This window comes from Streptomyces sp. CA-146814 (assembly GCF_050942385.1).
Classification (GTDB): domain Bacteria; phylum Actinomycetota; class Actinomycetes; order Streptomycetales; family Streptomycetaceae; genus Streptomyces.
Window position 1 is genome coordinate 3,958,260 of record NZ_CP192068.1, and the last position, 17,416, is coordinate 3,975,675.

Sequence of the window (17,416 nt, forward strand, 5' to 3'; positions counted from 1 at the left end):
TATATGCCGAGAGGTTTCAGGCGGACCCGACGGGCGGACTCCACCGGTCCGATGGGAAGGCGGGCGGAGGCGGTGCGGAGGCGGCGGAGGCGGTGCGGAGGCGGTGCGCCACCTCCTGGGCCTCTCGTAGGGTCGTCCTCATGCGACTGAGCACTGTGATCCTGCCGATCGACCGCTGGCACGAAGGGGGCCGCGACGCGTGGGTGCGCGCCGAGGAACTGGGCTTCCACACCGCCTACACCTACGACCACCTGTCCTGGCGGAGCTTCCGCGACCGTACGTGGTTCGGCGCGCTCCCCACGCTCACCGCCGCCGCGACGGCCACGAGCCGGCTGCGCCTCGGCACGCTGGTCACCTCGCCGAACTTTCGCCACCCCGTGACCCTGGCCAAGGAGCTGATCTCGCTGGACGACATCTCCGGTGGCCGGATCACGCTCGGCATCGGCGCAGGTGGCAGCGGGTTCGACGCCACGGCGCTGGGGCAGGAGGCGTGGACCCCGAAGGAGCGTGCCGACCGGTTCGGCGAGTTCGTCCCGCTCCTGGACCGACTGCTCACCGAGGACGCGGTGACGAAGCACGGAACGCACTACTCCGCCGTCGAGGCCCGCAACATCCCGGGCTGCGTCCAGCGCCCTCGGCTGCCCTTCGCGGTCGCCGCGACCGGCCCGCGCGGGCTGCGGCTGGCCGCTCGCCACGGGCAGGCGTGGGTCACCACCGGCGACCCGAAGCTGTACGAGAGCGGCACCCCCGAGCAGTCGGTGGAGGCGCTCCGTGAGCAGGGCGAGAAGCTCGCCGCCGCCTGTGAGGAGACCGGCCGGGACGCCTCGGAGCTGGACCGGATCCTGCTCACCGGCTTCACCCCCGACCGCAACACCCCGCTGGAGTCGGTGGACGCCTTCGTCGACTTCGCCGGCCGCCACGCGGAGCTCGGGTTCACCGAGATCGCCGTCCACGCCCCGATCCTGGACTCCGACTTCGACACCGACCCGGCCGTCTACGAGCGCATCGCGACGGAGGCGCTTACCCAACTGGGCTGACGGGCCAGGAGGGTTCACTCGCGGAGCAGCAGGAACTCCGGCGGTACGGCGTCGGCGAGCCAGACCCCGTTGGCGCTGACCCGGAACACCTGGCCGGCGCGGTGCATGGCGCCCGCGTCGACCGTGAGGACCAAGGGGCGGCCGCGCCGGGCGCCGACCCGGGTGGCCGTCTCGCGGTCGGGGGAGAGGTGGACGTGGTGGCGGGCCATGGGGCGCAGGCCCTCGGCCCGGATCGCGTCCAGCGCCTGGGCCACCGTGCCGTGGTAGAGGTACGCCGGCGGCTCCGCGGGCGGCAGGTCCAGGTCGACGGTGACGGTGTGGCCCTGGTTGGCGCGGATGCGGTCGCCGTCCACGGCGAAGCGCCGCTTGTCGTTGACCGTGACGACGTGGTCGAGCTCGGCCCGGCTGATGGCGAAGCCGTGGAGGGCCGCCGCGCTCAGCAGCGTCTCGACGCCCACCCAGCCGTTGTCGTCGAGGGTGATGCCGATGCGCTCCGGCTGGTGCCGCAGATGTTTCGAGAGGTACTTGGACACCTTGACGGTGCGTCGTTCGTCCATCCCGCCAGAGTGCCCGTGCGCGGTTCATCGGTGCATCCGGATTTCCTACAGGCTTCTTTTCGTCTTTCTTCGCACCGATGTTTGATCCACAGCCAACTCGACTTATCCACAGGCTATTTGGCGACTCTGTGGACAACTGGCGGGCAATTTAACCCTTTTCATCAACTTTGTTGGCTGATGAGTGAGATGAGGCGAGCGCGTCCAAGGCGCGTGCCTGTACCTCGCGTTCGGCGGCTGCCGCGATGAAGGCCGCGACCTGCTCGACACCAACCAGGTCCTGTACGGCCTGCGTTGTCCGGGCCGGCAGGAGCACCGGACGGCTTTCGCTCCCCGTGATGGCGCTCTCCTGGGTCCCGAGGTGGTGATGCAGATGCCGGGTAGCGAACATCCGCATCGCACGGGCCAGTTCGGCGTCCACCGTCTGCTGTGCCAGCGGCCGCAGCCGGCGCACCATCGACGCCGCCTCCGCCGCGTCGGAGTCGGTGGGCGGCCGGTGCCCCAGATAGCGGGCGAAGACGTGCTCGGTGGTGAACTCCAGGAAACGGGAGGCTATGTGCTCGACCTGGCCGCGAAGTTCCTTGAGGTGGGAGGAGACCGCGAGCAGCGGGACACCGGCCGTGTGCAACTCGACGGCCACCGCCAGCTCTTGCGGGCTCGGTACGAGGAACTCGTCGGCCTTGCCCGGGACGCGCTCCAGCACACCGAGCGCCACCGCCTCCGCGATCGCCTCGTCGTCCTGCGTGCCGCCGAACCTCGCGTCCAGCTCCGTCCGGGTGATCCGGTCCGCCTCCTCGTCGGTCCAGGGTCCGTGCACCTCGGCGACCAGGCCGAGCACGCCGCCCAGCCCGCGCCCCGCGTCCCACGCCTCCAGCAACTCCTTGATGCTGGCCAGGGTGTAGCCGCGCTCCAGCAGGTCCGCGATCTGGAGCAGCCGGGCCAGGTGTGCCTCCCCGTACACATTGGCCCGCCCGCGCCGCTCGGGCGTCGGCAGCAGCCCCCGGTCCTGGTACCCCCTGATCGTGCGCACCGTGGCCCCGCTGGCATGGGCCAGATCCTCGATCCGGTACTCGGCGGCGCCGCCGCTGCCCGCCGTGGCGCCTCCCGCCTCCCGCCCGCTCACAGCGGCGGCTTCACTCGGGCGAGCCGCCGCAGCACCCCGGGGCTGACCCGCGAGAGCAGCCGGGCGCCGCGCGCCTCCGGGGTCACCGGCACCACGGCGCGGTTGCGGACGACCGCGTCCAGGATCGCTTCGGCGACCTTCTCGGGCGGGTAGTTGCGGCGGCCGTAGAGCCGGGTGGCCTTCTTCTGCCGCCGCTGCTCCTCCGCCGCGTCGGTCCCGGCGAACCGGGTGGTGGCGGTGATGTTGGTGTTGACGATGCCGGGGCATATGGCGCTCACCCCGATCGACTTCTCCGCCAGCTCGGCCCGCAGGCACTCGCTCAGCATCAGCACGGCCGCCTTCGACGTGCTGTACGCGGGCAGGGCCCGGGAGGGCTGAAAGGCGGCGGCCGAGGCGGTGTTGACGATATGGCCGCCCTGGCCCCGGTCGGCCATCTGCCCGCCGAAGATCCGGCAGCCGTGGATGACGCCCCAGAGATTGACGTCGAGGACCCTCTTCCACTCCTCGCCCGTGGTCTCCAGGAAGGAGCCGGAGAGGCCGATCCCGGCGTTGTTTACCAGGACGTCCACGGTGCCGTACTCGGTGGCGACCTTCTCGGCGAGCTTCTCCATCGCCGCCTCGTCGCTGACGTCGACCGCCTCGCCCCAGGCCGCCGGCGCCCCGACCAGCCGGGCCAGCTCCGCCGTCCTGGCGGCCCCTTCCGCGTCGAGGTCGACGGCCACCACCCGGGCGCCCGCCTCGGCGAACGCGAACGCCGTGGCCCGCCCGATCCCGGAGGCGGCACCCGTCACCAGCACCAGCTGACCGCCGAACCGCTCCGCGTACGGCCCCTTCGCCGCAGGCTGCTGCGCGGTCAAACCCTCCTGGCCGCCCGCCTCGTTGGCCGCGGCGAACTCGCCGATCCACGCCGCCAGCTGGTCGGGCCGGGTCCGCGGCACCCAGTGCTTGGCCGGCAGCGACCGGCGTACCAGACGGGGGACCCACTGCTCCAGGCCGTCGTAGAGCCGCTCGGAGAGGAAGGAGTCGCCGGTCGGTGTGATGAGCTGGACCGGTGCGTGGGCGTAGGCGTCGGCGCGCGGCCTGGACAGCCGGGCGCGGACGTTGTCCCGGTAGAGCCAGGCACCGTGGGCCGCGTCGTCCGGCAGGGAGGCGGTCGGGTAGTCGCCGGCGGGCACCTTCTCCAGCCGCTGGAGGATGCCGGGCCACCGCTTGCCGAGCGGCCCGCGCCAGGCCAGCTCCGGCAGCACCGGCGTATGGAGCATGTACACATACCAGGACTTGGCGCTCTGGCCCAGCAGTTGGCCGACCCGGCGCGGGGTCGGCCGTGCCATCCGCTGCTTGATCCAGTGGCCGAAGTGGTCCAGGGACGGGCCGGACATCGAGGTGAAGGAGGCGATCCGCCCCTCGGTCCGCCCGACCGTGACGAACTCCCAGGACTGCACGGACCCCCAGTCGTGCCCCACCACATGGACCGGCCGGTCCGGGCTGACGGCGTCGATCACCGCGAGGAAGTCGTCGGTCAGCTTCTCCAGCGTGAAGCCACCGCGCAGCGGCTTGGGCGCCGTCGACCTGCCGTGGCCCCGGACGTCGTACAGCACGACATGCCAATCCTCGGCCAGCCGCCCGGCGACCTCGGACCAGACCTCCTTGCTGTCCGGGTATCCGTGGACCAGCACCACCGTCGGCCGGTCCCCGTCCCCCAGTTCGGCGACGCACAGCTCGACGCCACCCGTACGTACCCTGCGCTCGCGCGCTCCCGGCAGATTCACGCCGCCACCCTCTCCTCGGCCCAGCGCCGCACATGCGGCAGATCGTCGTCCAGCCAGAAGGCGCTCTGCTCGGGGTCCTCGGAGTCGGTGACGACCAGGATCTCCTCGAACTTCGCGCCCGTACCCCGGAATCCGAGGTGCGGTTCGACCGCCCACAGCCCGGGCCGCGGTGGATGGTCGGAGAAGCGGTACGGGCTCCACAACGGCGACCAGCCGTCCCGGTGGCCGTGCACCGCGTCGCTCACCAGCCCCTTGAGCGATTGCGTACCGAACCCGAAAACGCTCGGGGACCAACGCCGTTCGGTGACGCGGTCCACCTTGTGGGCGATCACGCCGAAGGGGTAGGCGCGGTGCCGGTTGGCGTATCCCTGCGTGGTCATGAGGCGTTCGACGTCCTCGTAGATCTCGCGGAGCGAACGGCGCTCGCGCACCTGGCGCAGGATCAGTTCGCGGTGCGCCTCCAGGTCGGCGAGGAGCTTGTCGTGGAGCGGATTGAGGCCGAGGCAGCCGGAGTACCCGATGTCCGCGGTGCAGCCCTTGTACACCGGGGCCATGTCGAGGATGAACGGCATGCCCGGCTCCAGCTTCCGGTCCGTCGGGAAGAACTGGAGCGGCACCTTGAACCCGGCGAACGCCGTCCGGTCGCCGAACCAGGCGAACGGCAGGTGGAACCAGTCCCGTACGCCCCGCTCGCGCAGCCACACCCGCTGCATCCGGGCCGCCTCGCGCTCGGTCACTCCCGGTCTGAGCTGACCGGCGACCGCCTCCGCGCAGGCGTAGGCGAGGCGCTGCACCTCCCGGAACCCGCGCAGCTCCGAGGCAGTGGACCCCGGCAGTACCCGGGCCCTCAACCCCCGTACTTCCGGGGCGTTTTCGTCCTGCGCTGCCGCGACCATGCCACCGTCCGTTCCCTGCCGTGTGCGGTACGTGCCCGTAACGTGACACTGATGAATGTGACAATGTCTGGCGGCTACGTCAAGGGGTGTGCACGGGCCTGTGGACAACTCCCGCCGGGACCGTACGCGGAGGCCGTAAGCGGAGGCCGTACGCAGAGGCCGGAACTCCTCCTTCGCGGGGTCCCCCTACGGGGCCGTACGCCTGGAGTCTGATGCCGATCCAGCCGTCAGGGCTGACGATCCCTGTGGCCCGCGCCACTACCGTCGTATCCGTGAATGCCGTCATCGCTACCGAAGCCCTGAGCAAGCGGTTCCCCCGGGTGACCGCGCTCGACCGGCTCACGTTGGACATCGGACCAGGTGTGACCGGTCTGGTGGGTTCCAACGGAGCCGGCAAGTCCACGCTGATCAAGATCCTTCTTGGTCTCTCCCCCGCCACCGAAGGCCGGGCCGCGGTGCTCGGGCTCGACGTGGCGACCAGCGGCGCCGCCATCCGCGAGCGGGTGGGGTACATGCCGGAGCACGACTGCCTGCCGCCCGATGTGTCGGCCACCGAGTTCGTCGTGCACATGGCGCGCATGTCCGGGCTGCCGCCGACCGCGGCCCGTGAGCGCACCGCCGACACCCTGCGCCACGTCGGCCTCTACGAGGAGCGCTACCGCCCCATCGGCGGCTACTCGACCGGTATGAAGCAGCGGGTGAAGCTGGCCCAGGCCCTGGTCCACGACCCGCAGCTGGTCCTCCTGGACGAGCCGACCAACGGCCTGGACCCGGTCGGCCGCGACGAGATGCTCGGCCTGATCCGCCGCATCCACACCGACTTCGGCATCTCCGTCCTGGTCACCTCGCACCTCCTGGGCGAGCTGGAACGCACCTGCGACCACGTCGTCGTCATCGACGGCGGAGCCCTCCTGCGCTCCAGCTCCACCAGCGACTTCACCCAGATCACCACCACCCTCGCGGTCGAGGTGACCGACAGCGACACCCACCCCGACGGCACCGACGCCCTGCGCCAGGCCCTCACCAAGGCCGGCGTCGCGCTGGTCGGCCAGGACGGGCTCGACGCGGAAGGCCTGCCGGGCGCGGGCCACATCCTGCTGGTCGAGGCCACCGGCGAGGAGACGTACGACCTGGTCCGCGACAGCGTCGCCGGGCTCGGTCTCGGCCTGATCCGCATGGAGCAGCGCCGCCACCACATCGCCGAGGTCTTCCGTACGGAACAGGGTGCCGCGCGCACCGTCCCGGCCCCCGCCGCGGGTGCCGTACACCAGGCCGCCGCACCGGGGCCGTACCAGAAGGAAGGGGAGCGGTCGCGATGAGCACCGAGACCAAGGCCGCGGCCGGGCGCGACACCTCCCGGATCCACAACATCGGCTACCGCTCCTACGACGGCAGGCGGCTCGGCCGGGCCTACGCCCGCCGCTCGCTCTACTCCCAGACCCTGCGCGGCTCCTTCGGACTCGGCCGTTCCGCCAAGTCCAAGGTGCTGCCGATGCTGCTGTTCGGCGTGATGGCGCTGGTCGCGGCGATCCTGGTGGCCGTCTCCATGGCCGCGCCGGACTCCACCAAGCTCGTCATCAAGTACACGTCGTACGCGATCTATCTGCAGGCGGTCATCGGCCTCTTCATCGCCGCACAGGCCCCGCAGGCGGTCTCCAGGGACCTCCGTTTCAAGAGCGTGCCCCTGTACTTCTCGCGACCGATCGAACGCGCCGACTACGTCGTCGCGAAACTCGCCGCCATGGCGACCGCGCTCCTCATCCTCACCGGGGCGCCGCTGCTCATCCTCTATGTGGGTTCTCTGCTCGCGAAGTTCGACTTCGTCGACCAGACCAAGTGGTTCGGCCAGGGGTTGGTGTCGGTGGCACTGCTGTCCGTGCTCTTCGCCGGGCTCGGCCTGGTGATGGCCGCCCTGACCCCGCGCCGGGGCTTCGGCGTCGCCGCGGTGATCGCGGTGCTGACCATCTCCTACGGTGCCGTCTCCACGGTCCAGGCGATCGCCTGGGAGACCGGTTCGCCCGGCGCCGTGGAATGGCTCGGCCTCTTCTCGCCGATCACGCTGATCGACGGCGTACAGACCGCGTTCCTCGGCGCCACCTCCGCCTTCCCCGGAGGGGAAGGCCCGGGGGCCGGTACGGGCGTGGTCTACCTGTTCGTTGTCCTCGCGCTCGTCGCCGGCTCGTACGCCGTCCTGATGCGCCGCTACCGGAGGGTCGGGCTGTGACCACCATCGAGATCGACCACACCTCGCGCTGGTTCGGCAATGTGGTCGCCGTCAACGACGTCTCCATGACGGTGGGCCCCGGCGTCACCGGGCTGCTCGGCCCGAACGGCGCCGGAAAGTCCACGCTCATCAACATGATGGGCGGATTCCTGGCCCCGTCGACGGGGAAGGTCACGCTCGACGGGCAGCCGATCTGGCGCAACGAGAGCGTCTACACGAAGATCGGCATCGTTCCGGAGCGGGAAGGGATGTACGACTTCCTGACCGGCAAGGAGTTCGTCGTCGCCAACGCCGAACTCCAGGGCCTGGGCGGGGCGGAGGCGCAGCGGGCGCTGGCCACGGTCCAGATGGAGTACGCGCAGGACCGCAAGATCTCCACGTATAGCAAGGGCATGCGGCAGCGCGTGAAGATGGCGTCCGCGCTGGTCCACGAGCCCTCGGTGCTGCTGCTCGACGAGCCGTTCAACGGGATGGACCCGCGGCAGCGGATGCAGCTGATGGAGCTGCTGCGGCGGATGGGTGCGGAGGGCCGTACGGTCCTGTTCTCCTCGCACATCCTGGAGGAGGTCGAGCAGTTGGCCTCGCACATCGAGGTGATCGTGGCGGGCCGGCACGCCGCCTCCGGCGACTTCCGGAAGATCCGCCGGCTGATGACGGACCGGCCGCACCGCTACCTGGTCCGCTCCAGCGACGACCGGGCACTGGCCGCCGCGCTCATCGCCGACCCGTCGACGGCCGGCATCGAGGTCGACCTGACCGAGAAGGCGCTGCTCATCCAGGCCGTCGACTTCGGACGGTTCACCGAACTGCTGCCGAAGGTCGCCCGCGAACAGGGCATCCGGCTGCTGACCGTCTCCCCGTCCGACGAGTCCCTCGAATCGGTCTTTTCCTACCTCGTAGCGGCCTGAGTAGTGGCCTGAAAGGAGCTGTGCACCGTCATGTACGACCCCACAGTCGCCCGGCTCACCTACCGGGCCCTGCTCGGCCGGCGCCGGGCCGCCATCCTCTTCGTCCTTCCCGCGCTGCTGCTGCTCCTCGCGGCGGCGGTCCGCATGTTCGCCGGGGCCGACGACCAGATCGCCGCCAACGTCCTCGGCGGGTTCGCCATCGCCACGATGGTGCCGCTGATCGGGGTGATCGCCGGAACCGGGGCGATCGGTCCCGAGATCGACGACGGCTCGATCGTCTACCTGCTGGCCAAGCCGGTGAAGCGCCCCACGATCATCTTCACCAAGCTCATCGTCGCCATCGCGGTGACCATGGTCTTCTCCGCCCTGCCGACCCTGCTCGCGGGGCTGATCCTGAACGGCAACGGGCAGCAGATCGCCATCGCCTACACGATCGCGGCGCTGGTCGCCTCGATCGCGTACAGCGCGCTGTTCCTGCTGCTGGGCACCGTCAGCCGCCACGCGGTGGTCATCGGCCTGGTGTACGCGCTGGTCTGGGAGGCCCTCTTCGGCAGCCTGGTGCCGGGTGCGCGGACGCTCAGCGTCCAGCAGTGGTCCCTCGCCGTCGCGGAGAAGGTGGCCGGTCAGGGCATGGTCACCTCGGACGTGGGGCTGCCGCTCGCGACGGTCCTGCTGGCCGCCGTCACCGTGGCCGCCACCTGGTACGCGGGCCAGAAGCTGCGCGCGCTGAAGCTGGCCGGGGAGGAGTGAGCCCGGCCTGATCCCGTACGCCTCTCACGCAGCCCCCGCCCTCCGGTTCCTTCGGGCGGGGGTTGTCGTATGACCGGGACAGTCGTACGAGCGGGACAGATGTGCGCGTAACCGTACGTTTATCGGGTCGTTGGTCAAGGTGCGTGGAGGCAACTGGAATCCGTGGCGTCGTAGCGTTCGTGAAATCGGGGAGTGCCGGATCCGGGTGAGGCCGAAGCCCACCGGTCCGGTCATCGAGTGAGTGGCAACCGTGAGCGTCCTCCACCCCTGCAGCCCGGGGTAGGGGCCGTCCCTTGTCATTCCCTCGTACGGAAGGCATGCCCATGCCCACGGAAGTCGCCCTGCTCGAATCGCGCGCGCTGCGCGTCGAGCAGATGGGGCGTGTCGATGTCCTGGACAAGGTGAAGAGCCTTGTCATGCTCCCGGACGGAATTCACGTTCGCACAGAGGACGTCGCACGTTACTTCGAAGTATCCACAGCCTCGGTCAGGAGGCTTACCGATCGCCATCAGGAGGAGTTCGCCGAGAACGGGCTGCGCGTGCTGCGCGGCTCTGACCTGCAGTCCTTCCATAGCGACATGATGTCGCTATGGAAGGGGGCGGGGGTGGAAAGTTATCCACAGGCGGCCACGCAGCTACGTCTCTACACCCGCCGAACCGTCCTCAACGTCGCCATGCTTCTTCGCGACAGCGACATCGCCCGCTGCGTCCGTACGTACCTCCTCGACGCCGAGGAGACCGTGCGGGCCCAGTACGACGCACTCGATGTGCGGGTCACCCGGATCGAGAGCTGCCTCGCCGATGTCGGCAGTGCGCTCCAGGAGCTCGGGCCGGTGCTCTGCCGGATGTCGGAACGGCTGGACAGCCTGGACCGGAAGGTGGAGGTGACGCAGCAGCTGGTCGGCGCGATGAGCGTGCGGCTCTCCGACCTGTCGCAGGACGTCGTACGGATGGACGCCCGCTTCGACGCGCGGATGGAGGCCTTCGCGTACCAGCTGAAGGATCTGCGGCGGCGCACCGGGCGGCGCTGAGCCGTGAAAGGCCCTGCCCGCCGCCGCTGGAGTTCAGCGGCGGCGGGCAGGGCCGACAGCAGGGTTACGTCAGTGCGGCGCGGCGGCGATGGAGCCCGTGCGGAGCAGCTCCTCCAGGACCACCGCGATGCCGTCGTGCTCGTTGGACGCGGTGATCTCGTGCGCCACGGCCTTCAGCGTGTCGTGGGCGTTGGCCATGGCCACGCCGTGCCGCGCCCAGCCGAACATCGGGATGTCGTTCGGCATGTCGCCGAAGGCGATGGTGTCGGCGGCCTTCACCCCCAGCCGGCGGGCGGCCAGCGAGAGGCCGGTCGCCTTGCTCAGCCCGAGCGGGAGGATCTCCACCACGCCGGGGCCCGCCATGACCACGTCGACCAGATTGCCGACAGCCGCGCGGGCGGCGGTGGCCAGGGCGTCGTCGTCGAGCTCCGGGTGCTGGAGGTAGACCTTGTTCAGCGGGGCGGTCCACATCTCCGTGTGGTCGTCCACGAAGACGTACGGCAGCGGCCCCTCCTGCACCCGGTAGCCCGGGCCGACCAGCACCTCGCCCTCCAGGCCGTCGCGACTGGCGGCCAGTGCGAGCGGGCCGACCTCCGCCTCGATCTTGGAGAGCGCGAGCCCGGCGAGCTGCCGGTCCAGGGTCAGCGAGGTCAGCAGCCGGTGCTCACCCGCGTGGTAGACCTGCGCGCCCTGGCCGCAGACGGCGAGGCCGTCGTAGCCCAGGTCGTCCAGGATGTGCCGGGTCCAGGGGACCGAGCGCCCGGTGACGATGATGTGCGCCGCACCGGCCGCCGTGGCGGCGCCCAGGGCATCCCGGGTGCGCTCGGAGACCGTGTCGTCGCCGCGCAGCAGCGTGCCGTCGAGGTCGGTCGCGACGAGCTTGAAGGGGAAGGTCACTTGGCGACCGGTTCCAGGACCTCGCGCCCGCCCAGGTACGGACGGAGCATCTCGGGCACCCGGACCGAACCGTCGGGCAGCTGGTGGTTCTCCAGGAGCGCCACGATCGTGCGCGGTACGGCGCAGAGCGTGCCGTTCAGCGTGGCCAGCGGCTGGACCTTCTTGCCCTCGCGCATCCGGACGGAGAGGCGGCGGGCCTGGAAGCTGTCGCAGTTCGACGCGGAGGTCAGCTCGCGGTACTTGCCCTGGGTCGGGATCCACGCCTCGCAGTCGAACTTGCGCGAGGCCGAGGCGCCGAGGTCACCGGTGGCGACGTCGATGACCTGGAAGGGCAGTTCGAGGCCGGTGAGCCACTGCTTCTCCCACTCCAGGAGCCTGCGGTGCTCGGCCTCGGCGTCCGCCGGGTCGACGTACGAGAACATCTCGACCTTGTCGAACTGGTGGACGCGGAAGATGCCGCGGGTGTCCTTGCCGTACGTCCCGGCCTCGCGGCGGAAGCAGGGGGAGAACCCGGCGTAGCGCAGGGGCAGCTTGTCCGCCTCCACGATCTCGTCCATGTGGTAGGCCGCGAGCGGGACCTCCGACGTACCGACCAGGTAGTAGTCGTCCTTCTCCAGGTGGTACACGTTCTCCGCGGCCTGGCCGAGGAAGCCGGTGCCCTCCATGGCGCGCGGGCGGACCAGCGCGGGGGTCAGCATCGGGATGAAGCCGGCCTCGGTGGCCTGGGCGATCGCCGCGTTGACGAGGGCCAGCTCCAGGAGGGCGCCGACGCCCGTCAGGTAGTAGAACCGCGATCCGGAGACCTTGGCCCCGCGCTCCATGTCGATGGCGCCGAGCGCCTCGCCGAGCTCCAGGTGGTCCTTGGGCTCGAAGCCCTCGGCGCCGAAGTCGCGGATGGTGCCGTGCGTCTCCAGGACGACGAAGTCCTCCTCGCCGCCGACCGGCACGTCCTCGTGGACGAGGTTGCCGAGCTGGAGGAGCAGCCGCTTGGCCTCGGCGTCGGCCTCGTCCTGGGCGGCGTCGGCCGCCTTGACGTCGGCCTTGAGCTGCTCGGCCTTCTTGAGCAGCTCGGTGCGCTCCTCGGGGGTGGCCTTGGGGATCAGCTTGCCGAGCTGCTTCTGCTCGTTGCGGAGTTCGTCGAAGCGGACGCCGGACGACCTGCGCAGCTCGTCGGCGGAGAGCAGGGCGTCGACGAGCGCGACGTCCTCTCCACGGGCGCGCTGGGAGGCGCGAACACGGTCGGGGTCCTCACGGAGCAGGCGAAGGTCAATCACCCCTCCAGGCTACCGGTGCGCGGATCTCGCACTCGAACCGATATTGCCGAGCGTGTCACTTTGACCGAATTGCCGCAATTGGTATTTCTGGTGGTGAATCGCGAGGCGTGCACGCGGGTGGTGCGTCAATAACGGTGGTTAACTCCCCTGAACAGGGCAGAAGGTGCGGGCTCTCTTGACGTACGAGCCTTGGGTGGAGGGGGAGTTGGGGGCGGCCTCGCTCGCGTTGTCCACAGGAGGGTGCGTTCCGGAATGGTTATCCACAGGCTGTGAAGAAGTTCTGTGGATGTCGGAACGGAATGTTCCGAGGCGTGGACGAAGGCGGCTCGCTCCCCCGGTCTCCGTCGCCGAAACCTGTCCCGCACGCTCATTCGGGTGGCAATTCGTCGCTCTGGTGAGTTGATCAAGGGAATTCGCGCGACTCGGGAGGGCTCATGGCGAGTCGGGCCTCTGTGGAGACATCCAGGTCCACTGCGTTGATTTGTCGATGATGTCGCATTGAGGTGTCGACTTGTCCCCAGGTCGAGAAGCGAGCCTGTGGATAACTCTGTGGGCGGATGACTATGTGTAGGTAGGACCACAGCGCAGTGCGCTCGGTAGGGCCACGGCGCAGCGCGGTCGGTAGCACCACGGCGCAGCGCGGTCGACCGCCCGCAGAGCCGACGGGAGCGGAGCGGGGCCGGTCAGATCCGCCCGTCCTGGCTGCGCGCCAGCCAGTCGGAGGCCTCGGTGAAGGCGCTGTCCGAGGTGCCCGCCCGCAGCGGCCGGACCTCGTCCGCCGAGACGCCCGCCCGCGGGTACGAGCCGAGGAACCGCACCTTCGGGCAGATCCGCTTCAGCCCCATCAGCGCCTCCCCGACCCGCCGGTCCGCGATGTGGCCCTCGGCGTCCACGGCGAAGCAGTAGTTGCCGATCCCCTCGCCGGTCGGGCGGGACTGGATCAGCATCAGGTTGACGCCGCGCACCGCGAACTCCTGGAGCAGCTCCAGCAGCGCACCGGGGTGGTCGTCGCCCAGCCAGATCACCACGGACGTCTTGTCGGCCCCGGTCGGCGCGGACGGCCGGGCCGGGCGGCCCACCAGGACGAAGCGGGTCTGCGCGTTCTCGGCGTCGTGGATCTCCGTGACCAGCGGTTCGAGACCGTAGGTGGCGGCGGCGAACTCACCGGCGAACGCGGCGTCGTAGCGCCCCTCCTGGACCAGCCGGGCGCCGTCCGCGTTGGACGCCGCCGACTCCCACACCGCCTGCGGGAGGTGGGCCGCCATCCAGTTGCGGACCTGCGGCTGGGCGGCCGGGTGCGCGGTGACCGTCTTGACGTCCGACAGCTTGGTGCCCGGCCGCACGAGCAGCGCGAAGGTGATGGAGAGCAGCACCTCGCGGTAGATCATCAGCGGCTCGCCGCTGGTCAGCTCGTCGAGCGTGGCCGTGATGCCGCCCTCGACGGAGTTCTCGATCGGTACGAGGGCCGCCGCCGCCTCCCCGTTGCGTACGGCGTCCAGGGCCGCCGGCACCGAGACCATCGGGACGAGCTCGCGGGTGGCGGCTTCCGGGAGCGTGCGGAGGGCGACCTCGGTGAAGGTGCCTTCGGGACCGAGATAGGCGTAGCGCGTGGCTGACATACGCTCACCCTATTGCGCCGTACGGCAGGGGCACCGCCGTCTCAGAATCCGGTCGCAGCCGATCGTGCAACCCCTCTGAGGCACCCCCCTCACGACTCCAGCAGCCGCTGCCCCACGTACTCACCCTCCGCCGCCCCGCCCGGCACCGCGAACAGCCCGCTCGCCTCGTGCCGGATGAACGGCGACAGCGCGTCGCCCCGGTCGAGCTTCCGCTGCACCGGCACGAACCCCTTGAACGGGTCCGCCTGCCAGCAGACGAAGAGCAGCCCGGCGTCCGGAGTGCCGTCCTCCGCGATCCCGTCGTGGTATGAGAACGGGCGCCGCAGCATGGCGGCCCCGCCGTTCTTCTCGGGCGAGGAGATCCGGGCGTGCGCGTCGTCGGGGATCAGGAGCCGGCCGTCCGGGCCCGCCTTGTCGAGGTCCATCTCCGTGGTCTCGCTCCCGCCGCTCAGCGGTGCCCCGTCCGCTTTGCGCCGCCCGATGACCCGCTCCTGCCGGTCCACCGGAAGCTTCTCCCAGTCGTCCAGCAGCATCCGGATCCGGCGGACGACGGCGTACGAGCCGCCCTCCAGCCACTCATGCGGGGTGCCGGGGGAGGCGGGCACGAACACCCGCTGCCCGAAGTCCTCGTCGGCCGGCTTCGGATTGCCGGTCCCGTCGATCTGGCCCATCAGGTTGCGGGCGGTCATCGGCCGGGCCGTGGCCCCAGGGGCGCGGTTGAAGCCGTTCATCTGCCAGCGCACCTTTACTGTTCCCGCGCTCTCCTTCTGTACGGCCCGCAGCGCGTGGAAGGCGACCAGGGCGTCATCGGCGCCGATCTGCACCCACAGGTCGCCGTCGGAGCGCCTGGCGTCCAGCTGGTCGGAGGAGAACGCGGGCAGCGGGTCGAGCCCGGCGGGCAGCCGCGAGGTGAGACCCGTACGCGCGAAGAACGTACGGCCGAAGCCGAAGGTGACGGTGAGGGAGGAAGGCCCCGCGTCCAGCGCGATGCCGGTGTCGTGGCCGGGCCCGTCCGCCGAGCCTCCCGCCGGACGGCCCGCCATCAGCTCGCGGGCCACCGCCGACCAGCGCCGCATCAGGGCCACGGCCTCCTTGCGGCCCGCGCCCGTCACCAGGTCGAAGGCGACGAGGTGGCCCCGGGCCTGAAGCGGAGTGGTGATCCCCGGTTGATGTTTCCCGTGAAACATCGCCTCGGTGGAGCCGACGGTGGCCAGAGCGGTCGGCGGATCGGAACGGGTCGCGGCGTACCCGGCGGCCCCGCCGCCCGCGCCGAGCACCAGCCCGGCGGCGCCCGCCGCGCCCACACCGCTCAGCAGCCGCCGCCGCGAGACACCGGCGGACGGGGAGTCCGGCGCGGAGTCCGGGCCCTGGCCAGGGTCCCGGTCCTGGTCCTGCTTCCTGGTCGTGCTCACGTACCTCAGCCGATCTTCACGTTCTTGTCGATGGTGACCTGGTCGATGTCGGACGTCCGTACCGTCACGTCGACCTTCCACTCCCCCGCCAGCGGGATCTGGACATTGCTCGCCGACCAGTGCCCCGCGGCGAGCCGGTCCGGCGCGACCGGCAGCGGGCCGATCTCCTGCGCCTCCAGGGTGAGGGCGACCTTGAGCTCGGGGACGTCCATCGGCTTGCCGTCGGTGCCGTCGACCCACACGTGCAGCTCGTTGGCGCCGGAGCGCCCGGGGTCGATGTCGATCCGGACGGTTCCCTTGCCGTTCCGGCCGCCGGTGTCGAAGGGCATGGTCAGGTTGACGGGGCCCGCCGCCGGGGCCGCCGCGGCGGTGGAGGCGCCCAGGGCCTCCTCCTCCGTACGGCCCGGCTCGGTCGACGTCAGCATCGTGGTGACGGCCAGCAGGACCACGGCGATCGCCGCCTCGGCCAGGACCGAGCGGCGCAGCCCGGAACGCTCCGGGTCGGCGTCCCGTATCCGCTTCTTCTTCGTGGCGGTCAGGACGGCCTGCTGCCGGGCCAGTTGGGCGGCGCGCTCGGGGTCGACACCGTCCGCGACCTCGGCATCCGGTTCCGTGGCGGCTTCCGGCTCCACCGAAGCGGGTACCGCCGTATCCGTCAGCCGCCCCGTCCACCGCCGCGAGAACCACGCCACGGCGAGCAGGACCGCGATGAGCGCGACCTTGATGATCAGCAGCTGCCCGTACCGCGTCCCGGTCAGCGCCGACCAGGAGCCGACCTGCCGCCACGACTGGTAGATCCCGGTCGCCGCCAGGACGAGCACGCTGCCGAACGCGACCCGGGAGAACCGCCGTACGGCACCGCTTCCGATGTCCGGCGTCCGGTACAGCGCCACCAGCAGGGAGACCAGACCGCCCAGCCAGGCGGCCACCGCCAGCAGGTGCAACACGTCCACCGGCATGGCGATCCCCGCCTGGATGCCGGTCGACGCGTGCTCGGACATGGCCCAGGTGGCGGCGATGCCCGCCGCGACGACCCCGCCGCCGACCGCGAGGCCGAAGGTGAGGTCCTTCTTCTCGACGGCGTCCTCGCGCCGGGCGTACGTACCGAACAGCACGGCGATGAAGAGCGCGGCCGCGCCGAGCAGCAGCAGCCGCGAGACGAGGGCGGCGCCCGGCTTGGTGTCCAGGACGGCCTGGAGCCCGTCCAGATCGAAGGCGTCCGCGAACTTCCCGCTGCCCGTGTACGGGTTGCGCAGCACCAGCATGACCAGCGTCGCCGCGGTCAGGGTGACCCAGCCGCGCACCACGAGCCGCTGCATCGGCCGCGCGCTCGCGCCTCGCGGCCAGCAGCCCAGGACGAAGGCCGCGCCGCCCACGAGCAGGACGAACCCGGCGTACGCGACGTACCGCGCGATGCCGTAGACGACACCGACCGGGCCGCCGCCGACCTCCTCGGAGGGCAGGGCCACGGTGGTCTCGGAGGGGGCGCCGATGGAGAAGGTGAAGGCGCCGGAGATGGGGTGGCTGTCGGCGGAGATCGCCTGCCAGGCCACGGTGTAGGTGCCCTCGGGAAGGCCGGAGTGGAGCTCGACGCCGTACCGGACGGTGGAGCCGTCGGACAGGTCCTTCGGCTCGGCGCCGGTGTCGACGCGCTTGCTGCTGGGGTCCAGGACCCGGATCGACCCGTCGCCGACGGCGATCGCCTCGGAGAAGGTGAGGGTGACCTCCTTCGGCGCGGTGGCCACCACCGCCCCGTCCCGCGGGTCGCTCCCGGTGAGGGCGGCGTGCGCGGACGCCGGCCCGGCACCGGCCAGCAGCAGCCCGAACACCAGGCTGAGCAGGGCGGCGACGAGCGCGGCGGCGGTGAGCGGCCGCGGTATCGGGGACGTTCCGGGGCGCGGGGCGGTGGCAGTCGTCACGGT

Annotated in this window: 15 protein-coding genes; 6 read left to right on the forward strand and 9 right to left on the reverse strand. The window is 70.9% G+C overall.

Annotation, left to right across the window (positions count from 1 at the left end; translation table 11 throughout):
• Positions 1-140 precede the first annotated feature (140 nt).
• Complete coding sequence (locus ACQP09_RS17480; RefSeq protein ID WP_433400594.1) at positions 141-1,037, forward strand: LLM class flavin-dependent oxidoreductase; 897 nt, start codon at positions 141-143, stop codon at positions 1,035-1,037.
• 14 nt (positions 1,038-1,051) lie between these two features.
• Here the strand turns inward: ACQP09_RS17480 and ACQP09_RS17485 are convergent, their stop codons facing one another.
• The 4 genes from ACQP09_RS17485 to ACQP09_RS17500 all read right to left on the reverse strand — a co-directional run bounded on the left by ACQP09_RS17485 (position 1,052) and on the right by ACQP09_RS17500 (position 5,379).
• Positions 1,052-1,594, reverse strand: coding sequence for an RNA 2'-phosphotransferase (locus ACQP09_RS17485; protein ID WP_433400596.1), 543 nt, complete (start codon positions 1,592-1,594; stop codon positions 1,052-1,054).
• Between the two features lie 148 nt (positions 1,595-1,742).
• Positions 1,743-2,714, reverse strand: a complete 972-nt coding sequence (locus ACQP09_RS17490) for a MerR family transcriptional regulator (protein WP_433400599.1) — start codon at positions 2,712-2,714, stop codon at positions 1,743-1,745.
• The gene (locus ACQP09_RS17495; RefSeq protein WP_433400602.1) at positions 2,711-4,483 is read right to left on the reverse strand and encodes an SDR family oxidoreductase; all 1,773 of its coding nucleotides are present in this window, start codon (positions 4,481-4,483) and stop codon (positions 2,711-2,713) included. The genes ACQP09_RS17490 and ACQP09_RS17495 overlap by 4 nt, the downstream gene beginning before the upstream one ends.
• Complete coding sequence (locus ACQP09_RS17500) at positions 4,480-5,379, reverse strand: M24 family metallopeptidase (protein WP_433400605.1); 900 nt, start codon at positions 5,377-5,379, stop codon at positions 4,480-4,482. Before ACQP09_RS17500 ends, ACQP09_RS17495 begins: the two co-directional genes overlap by 4 nt.
• Before the next feature lie 212 nt (positions 5,380-5,591).
• Between ACQP09_RS17500 and ACQP09_RS17505 the strand changes: the two genes are divergently transcribed.
• From ACQP09_RS17505 to ACQP09_RS17525, 5 genes are all read left to right on the forward strand, one after another.
• Complete coding sequence (locus tag ACQP09_RS17505) at positions 5,592-6,698, forward strand: ABC transporter ATP-binding protein (protein WP_433400608.1); 1,107 nt, start codon at positions 5,592-5,594, stop codon at positions 6,696-6,698.
• On the forward strand, positions 6,695-7,603 hold the full coding sequence (locus ACQP09_RS17510) for an ABC transporter permease (protein ID WP_433400611.1): 909 nt from the start codon (positions 6,695-6,697) through the stop codon (positions 7,601-7,603). The genes ACQP09_RS17505 and ACQP09_RS17510 overlap by 4 nt, the downstream gene beginning before the upstream one ends.
• Positions 7,600-8,511, forward strand: coding sequence for an ABC transporter ATP-binding protein (locus tag ACQP09_RS17515; protein ID WP_433400613.1), 912 nt, complete (start codon positions 7,600-7,602; stop codon positions 8,509-8,511). Before ACQP09_RS17510 ends, ACQP09_RS17515 begins: the two co-directional genes overlap by 4 nt.
• Positions 8,512-8,541: 30 nt before the next feature.
• Positions 8,542-9,261 (forward strand): ABC transporter permease, encoded by a 720-nt coding sequence (locus ACQP09_RS17520; protein WP_433400616.1) that lies wholly within the window; start codon positions 8,542-8,544, stop codon positions 9,259-9,261.
• Between the two features lie 323 nt (positions 9,262-9,584).
• The gene (locus ACQP09_RS17525; protein ID WP_433400619.1) at positions 9,585-10,292 is read left to right on the forward strand and encodes a hypothetical protein; all 708 of its coding nucleotides are present in this window, start codon (positions 9,585-9,587) and stop codon (positions 10,290-10,292) included.
• Positions 10,293-10,361: 69 nt separating this feature from the next.
• On the opposite strand, the gene ACQP09_RS17530 is transcribed toward ACQP09_RS17525, so the two are convergent.
• The 5 genes from ACQP09_RS17530 to ACQP09_RS17550 all read right to left on the reverse strand — a co-directional run bounded on the left by ACQP09_RS17530 (position 10,362) and on the right by ACQP09_RS17550 (position 17,413).
• Positions 10,362-11,189: an HAD family hydrolase gene (locus tag ACQP09_RS17530; protein ID WP_433400622.1), complete on the reverse strand. Its 828-nt coding sequence runs from the start codon at positions 11,187-11,189 to the stop codon at positions 10,362-10,364.
• Positions 11,186-12,463: a serine--tRNA ligase gene (gene serS, locus ACQP09_RS17535; RefSeq protein ID WP_433400625.1), complete on the reverse strand. Its 1,278-nt coding sequence runs from the start codon at positions 12,461-12,463 to the stop codon at positions 11,186-11,188. The genes ACQP09_RS17530 and serS overlap by 4 nt, the downstream gene beginning before the upstream one ends.
• 683 nt (positions 12,464-13,146) lie before the next feature.
• Positions 13,147-14,082: a prephenate dehydratase gene (pheA, locus tag ACQP09_RS17540; protein ID WP_404061113.1), complete on the reverse strand. Its 936-nt coding sequence runs from the start codon at positions 14,080-14,082 to the stop codon at positions 13,147-13,149.
• Positions 14,083-14,171: 89 nt separating this feature from the next.
• Positions 14,172-15,494 (reverse strand): iron uptake transporter deferrochelatase/peroxidase subunit, encoded by a 1,323-nt coding sequence (efeB, locus tag ACQP09_RS17545; RefSeq protein ID WP_433400628.1) that lies wholly within the window; start codon positions 15,492-15,494, stop codon positions 14,172-14,174.
• Positions 15,495-15,499: 5 nt separating this feature from the next.
• Positions 15,500-17,413, reverse strand: coding sequence for a copper resistance CopC/CopD family protein (locus tag ACQP09_RS17550; RefSeq protein WP_433400631.1), 1,914 nt, complete (start codon positions 17,411-17,413; stop codon positions 15,500-15,502).
• Positions 17,414-17,416 lie beyond the last annotated feature (3 nt).

Excerpts from the sequence above, each read along its gene's own strand:
- ACQP09_RS17480 (WP_433400594.1), top strand. The coding sequence starts at position 141 with ATGCGACTGAGCACTGTGATCCTGCCGATCGACCGCTGGCACGAAGGG.
- ACQP09_RS17485 (WP_433400596.1), bottom strand. The coding sequence starts at position 1,594 with ATGGACGAACGACGCACCGTCAAGGTGTCCAAGTACCTCTCGAAACAT.
- ACQP09_RS17500 (WP_433400605.1), bottom strand. The coding sequence starts at position 5,379 with ATGGTCGCGGCAGCGCAGGACGAAAACGCCCCGGAAGTACGGGGGTTG.
- ACQP09_RS17505 (WP_433400608.1), top strand. The coding sequence starts at position 5,592 with ATGCCGATCCAGCCGTCAGGGCTGACGATCCCTGTGGCCCGCGCCACT.
- ACQP09_RS17510 (WP_433400611.1), top strand. The coding sequence starts at position 6,695 with ATGAGCACCGAGACCAAGGCCGCGGCCGGGCGCGACACCTCCCGGATC.
- ACQP09_RS17520 (WP_433400616.1), top strand. The coding sequence starts at position 8,542 with ATGTACGACCCCACAGTCGCCCGGCTCACCTACCGGGCCCTGCTCGGC.
- ACQP09_RS17525 (WP_433400619.1), top strand. The coding sequence starts at position 9,585 with ATGCCCACGGAAGTCGCCCTGCTCGAATCGCGCGCGCTGCGCGTCGAG.
- pheA (WP_404061113.1), bottom strand. The coding sequence starts at position 14,082 with ATGTCAGCCACGCGCTACGCCTATCTCGGTCCCGAAGGCACCTTCACC.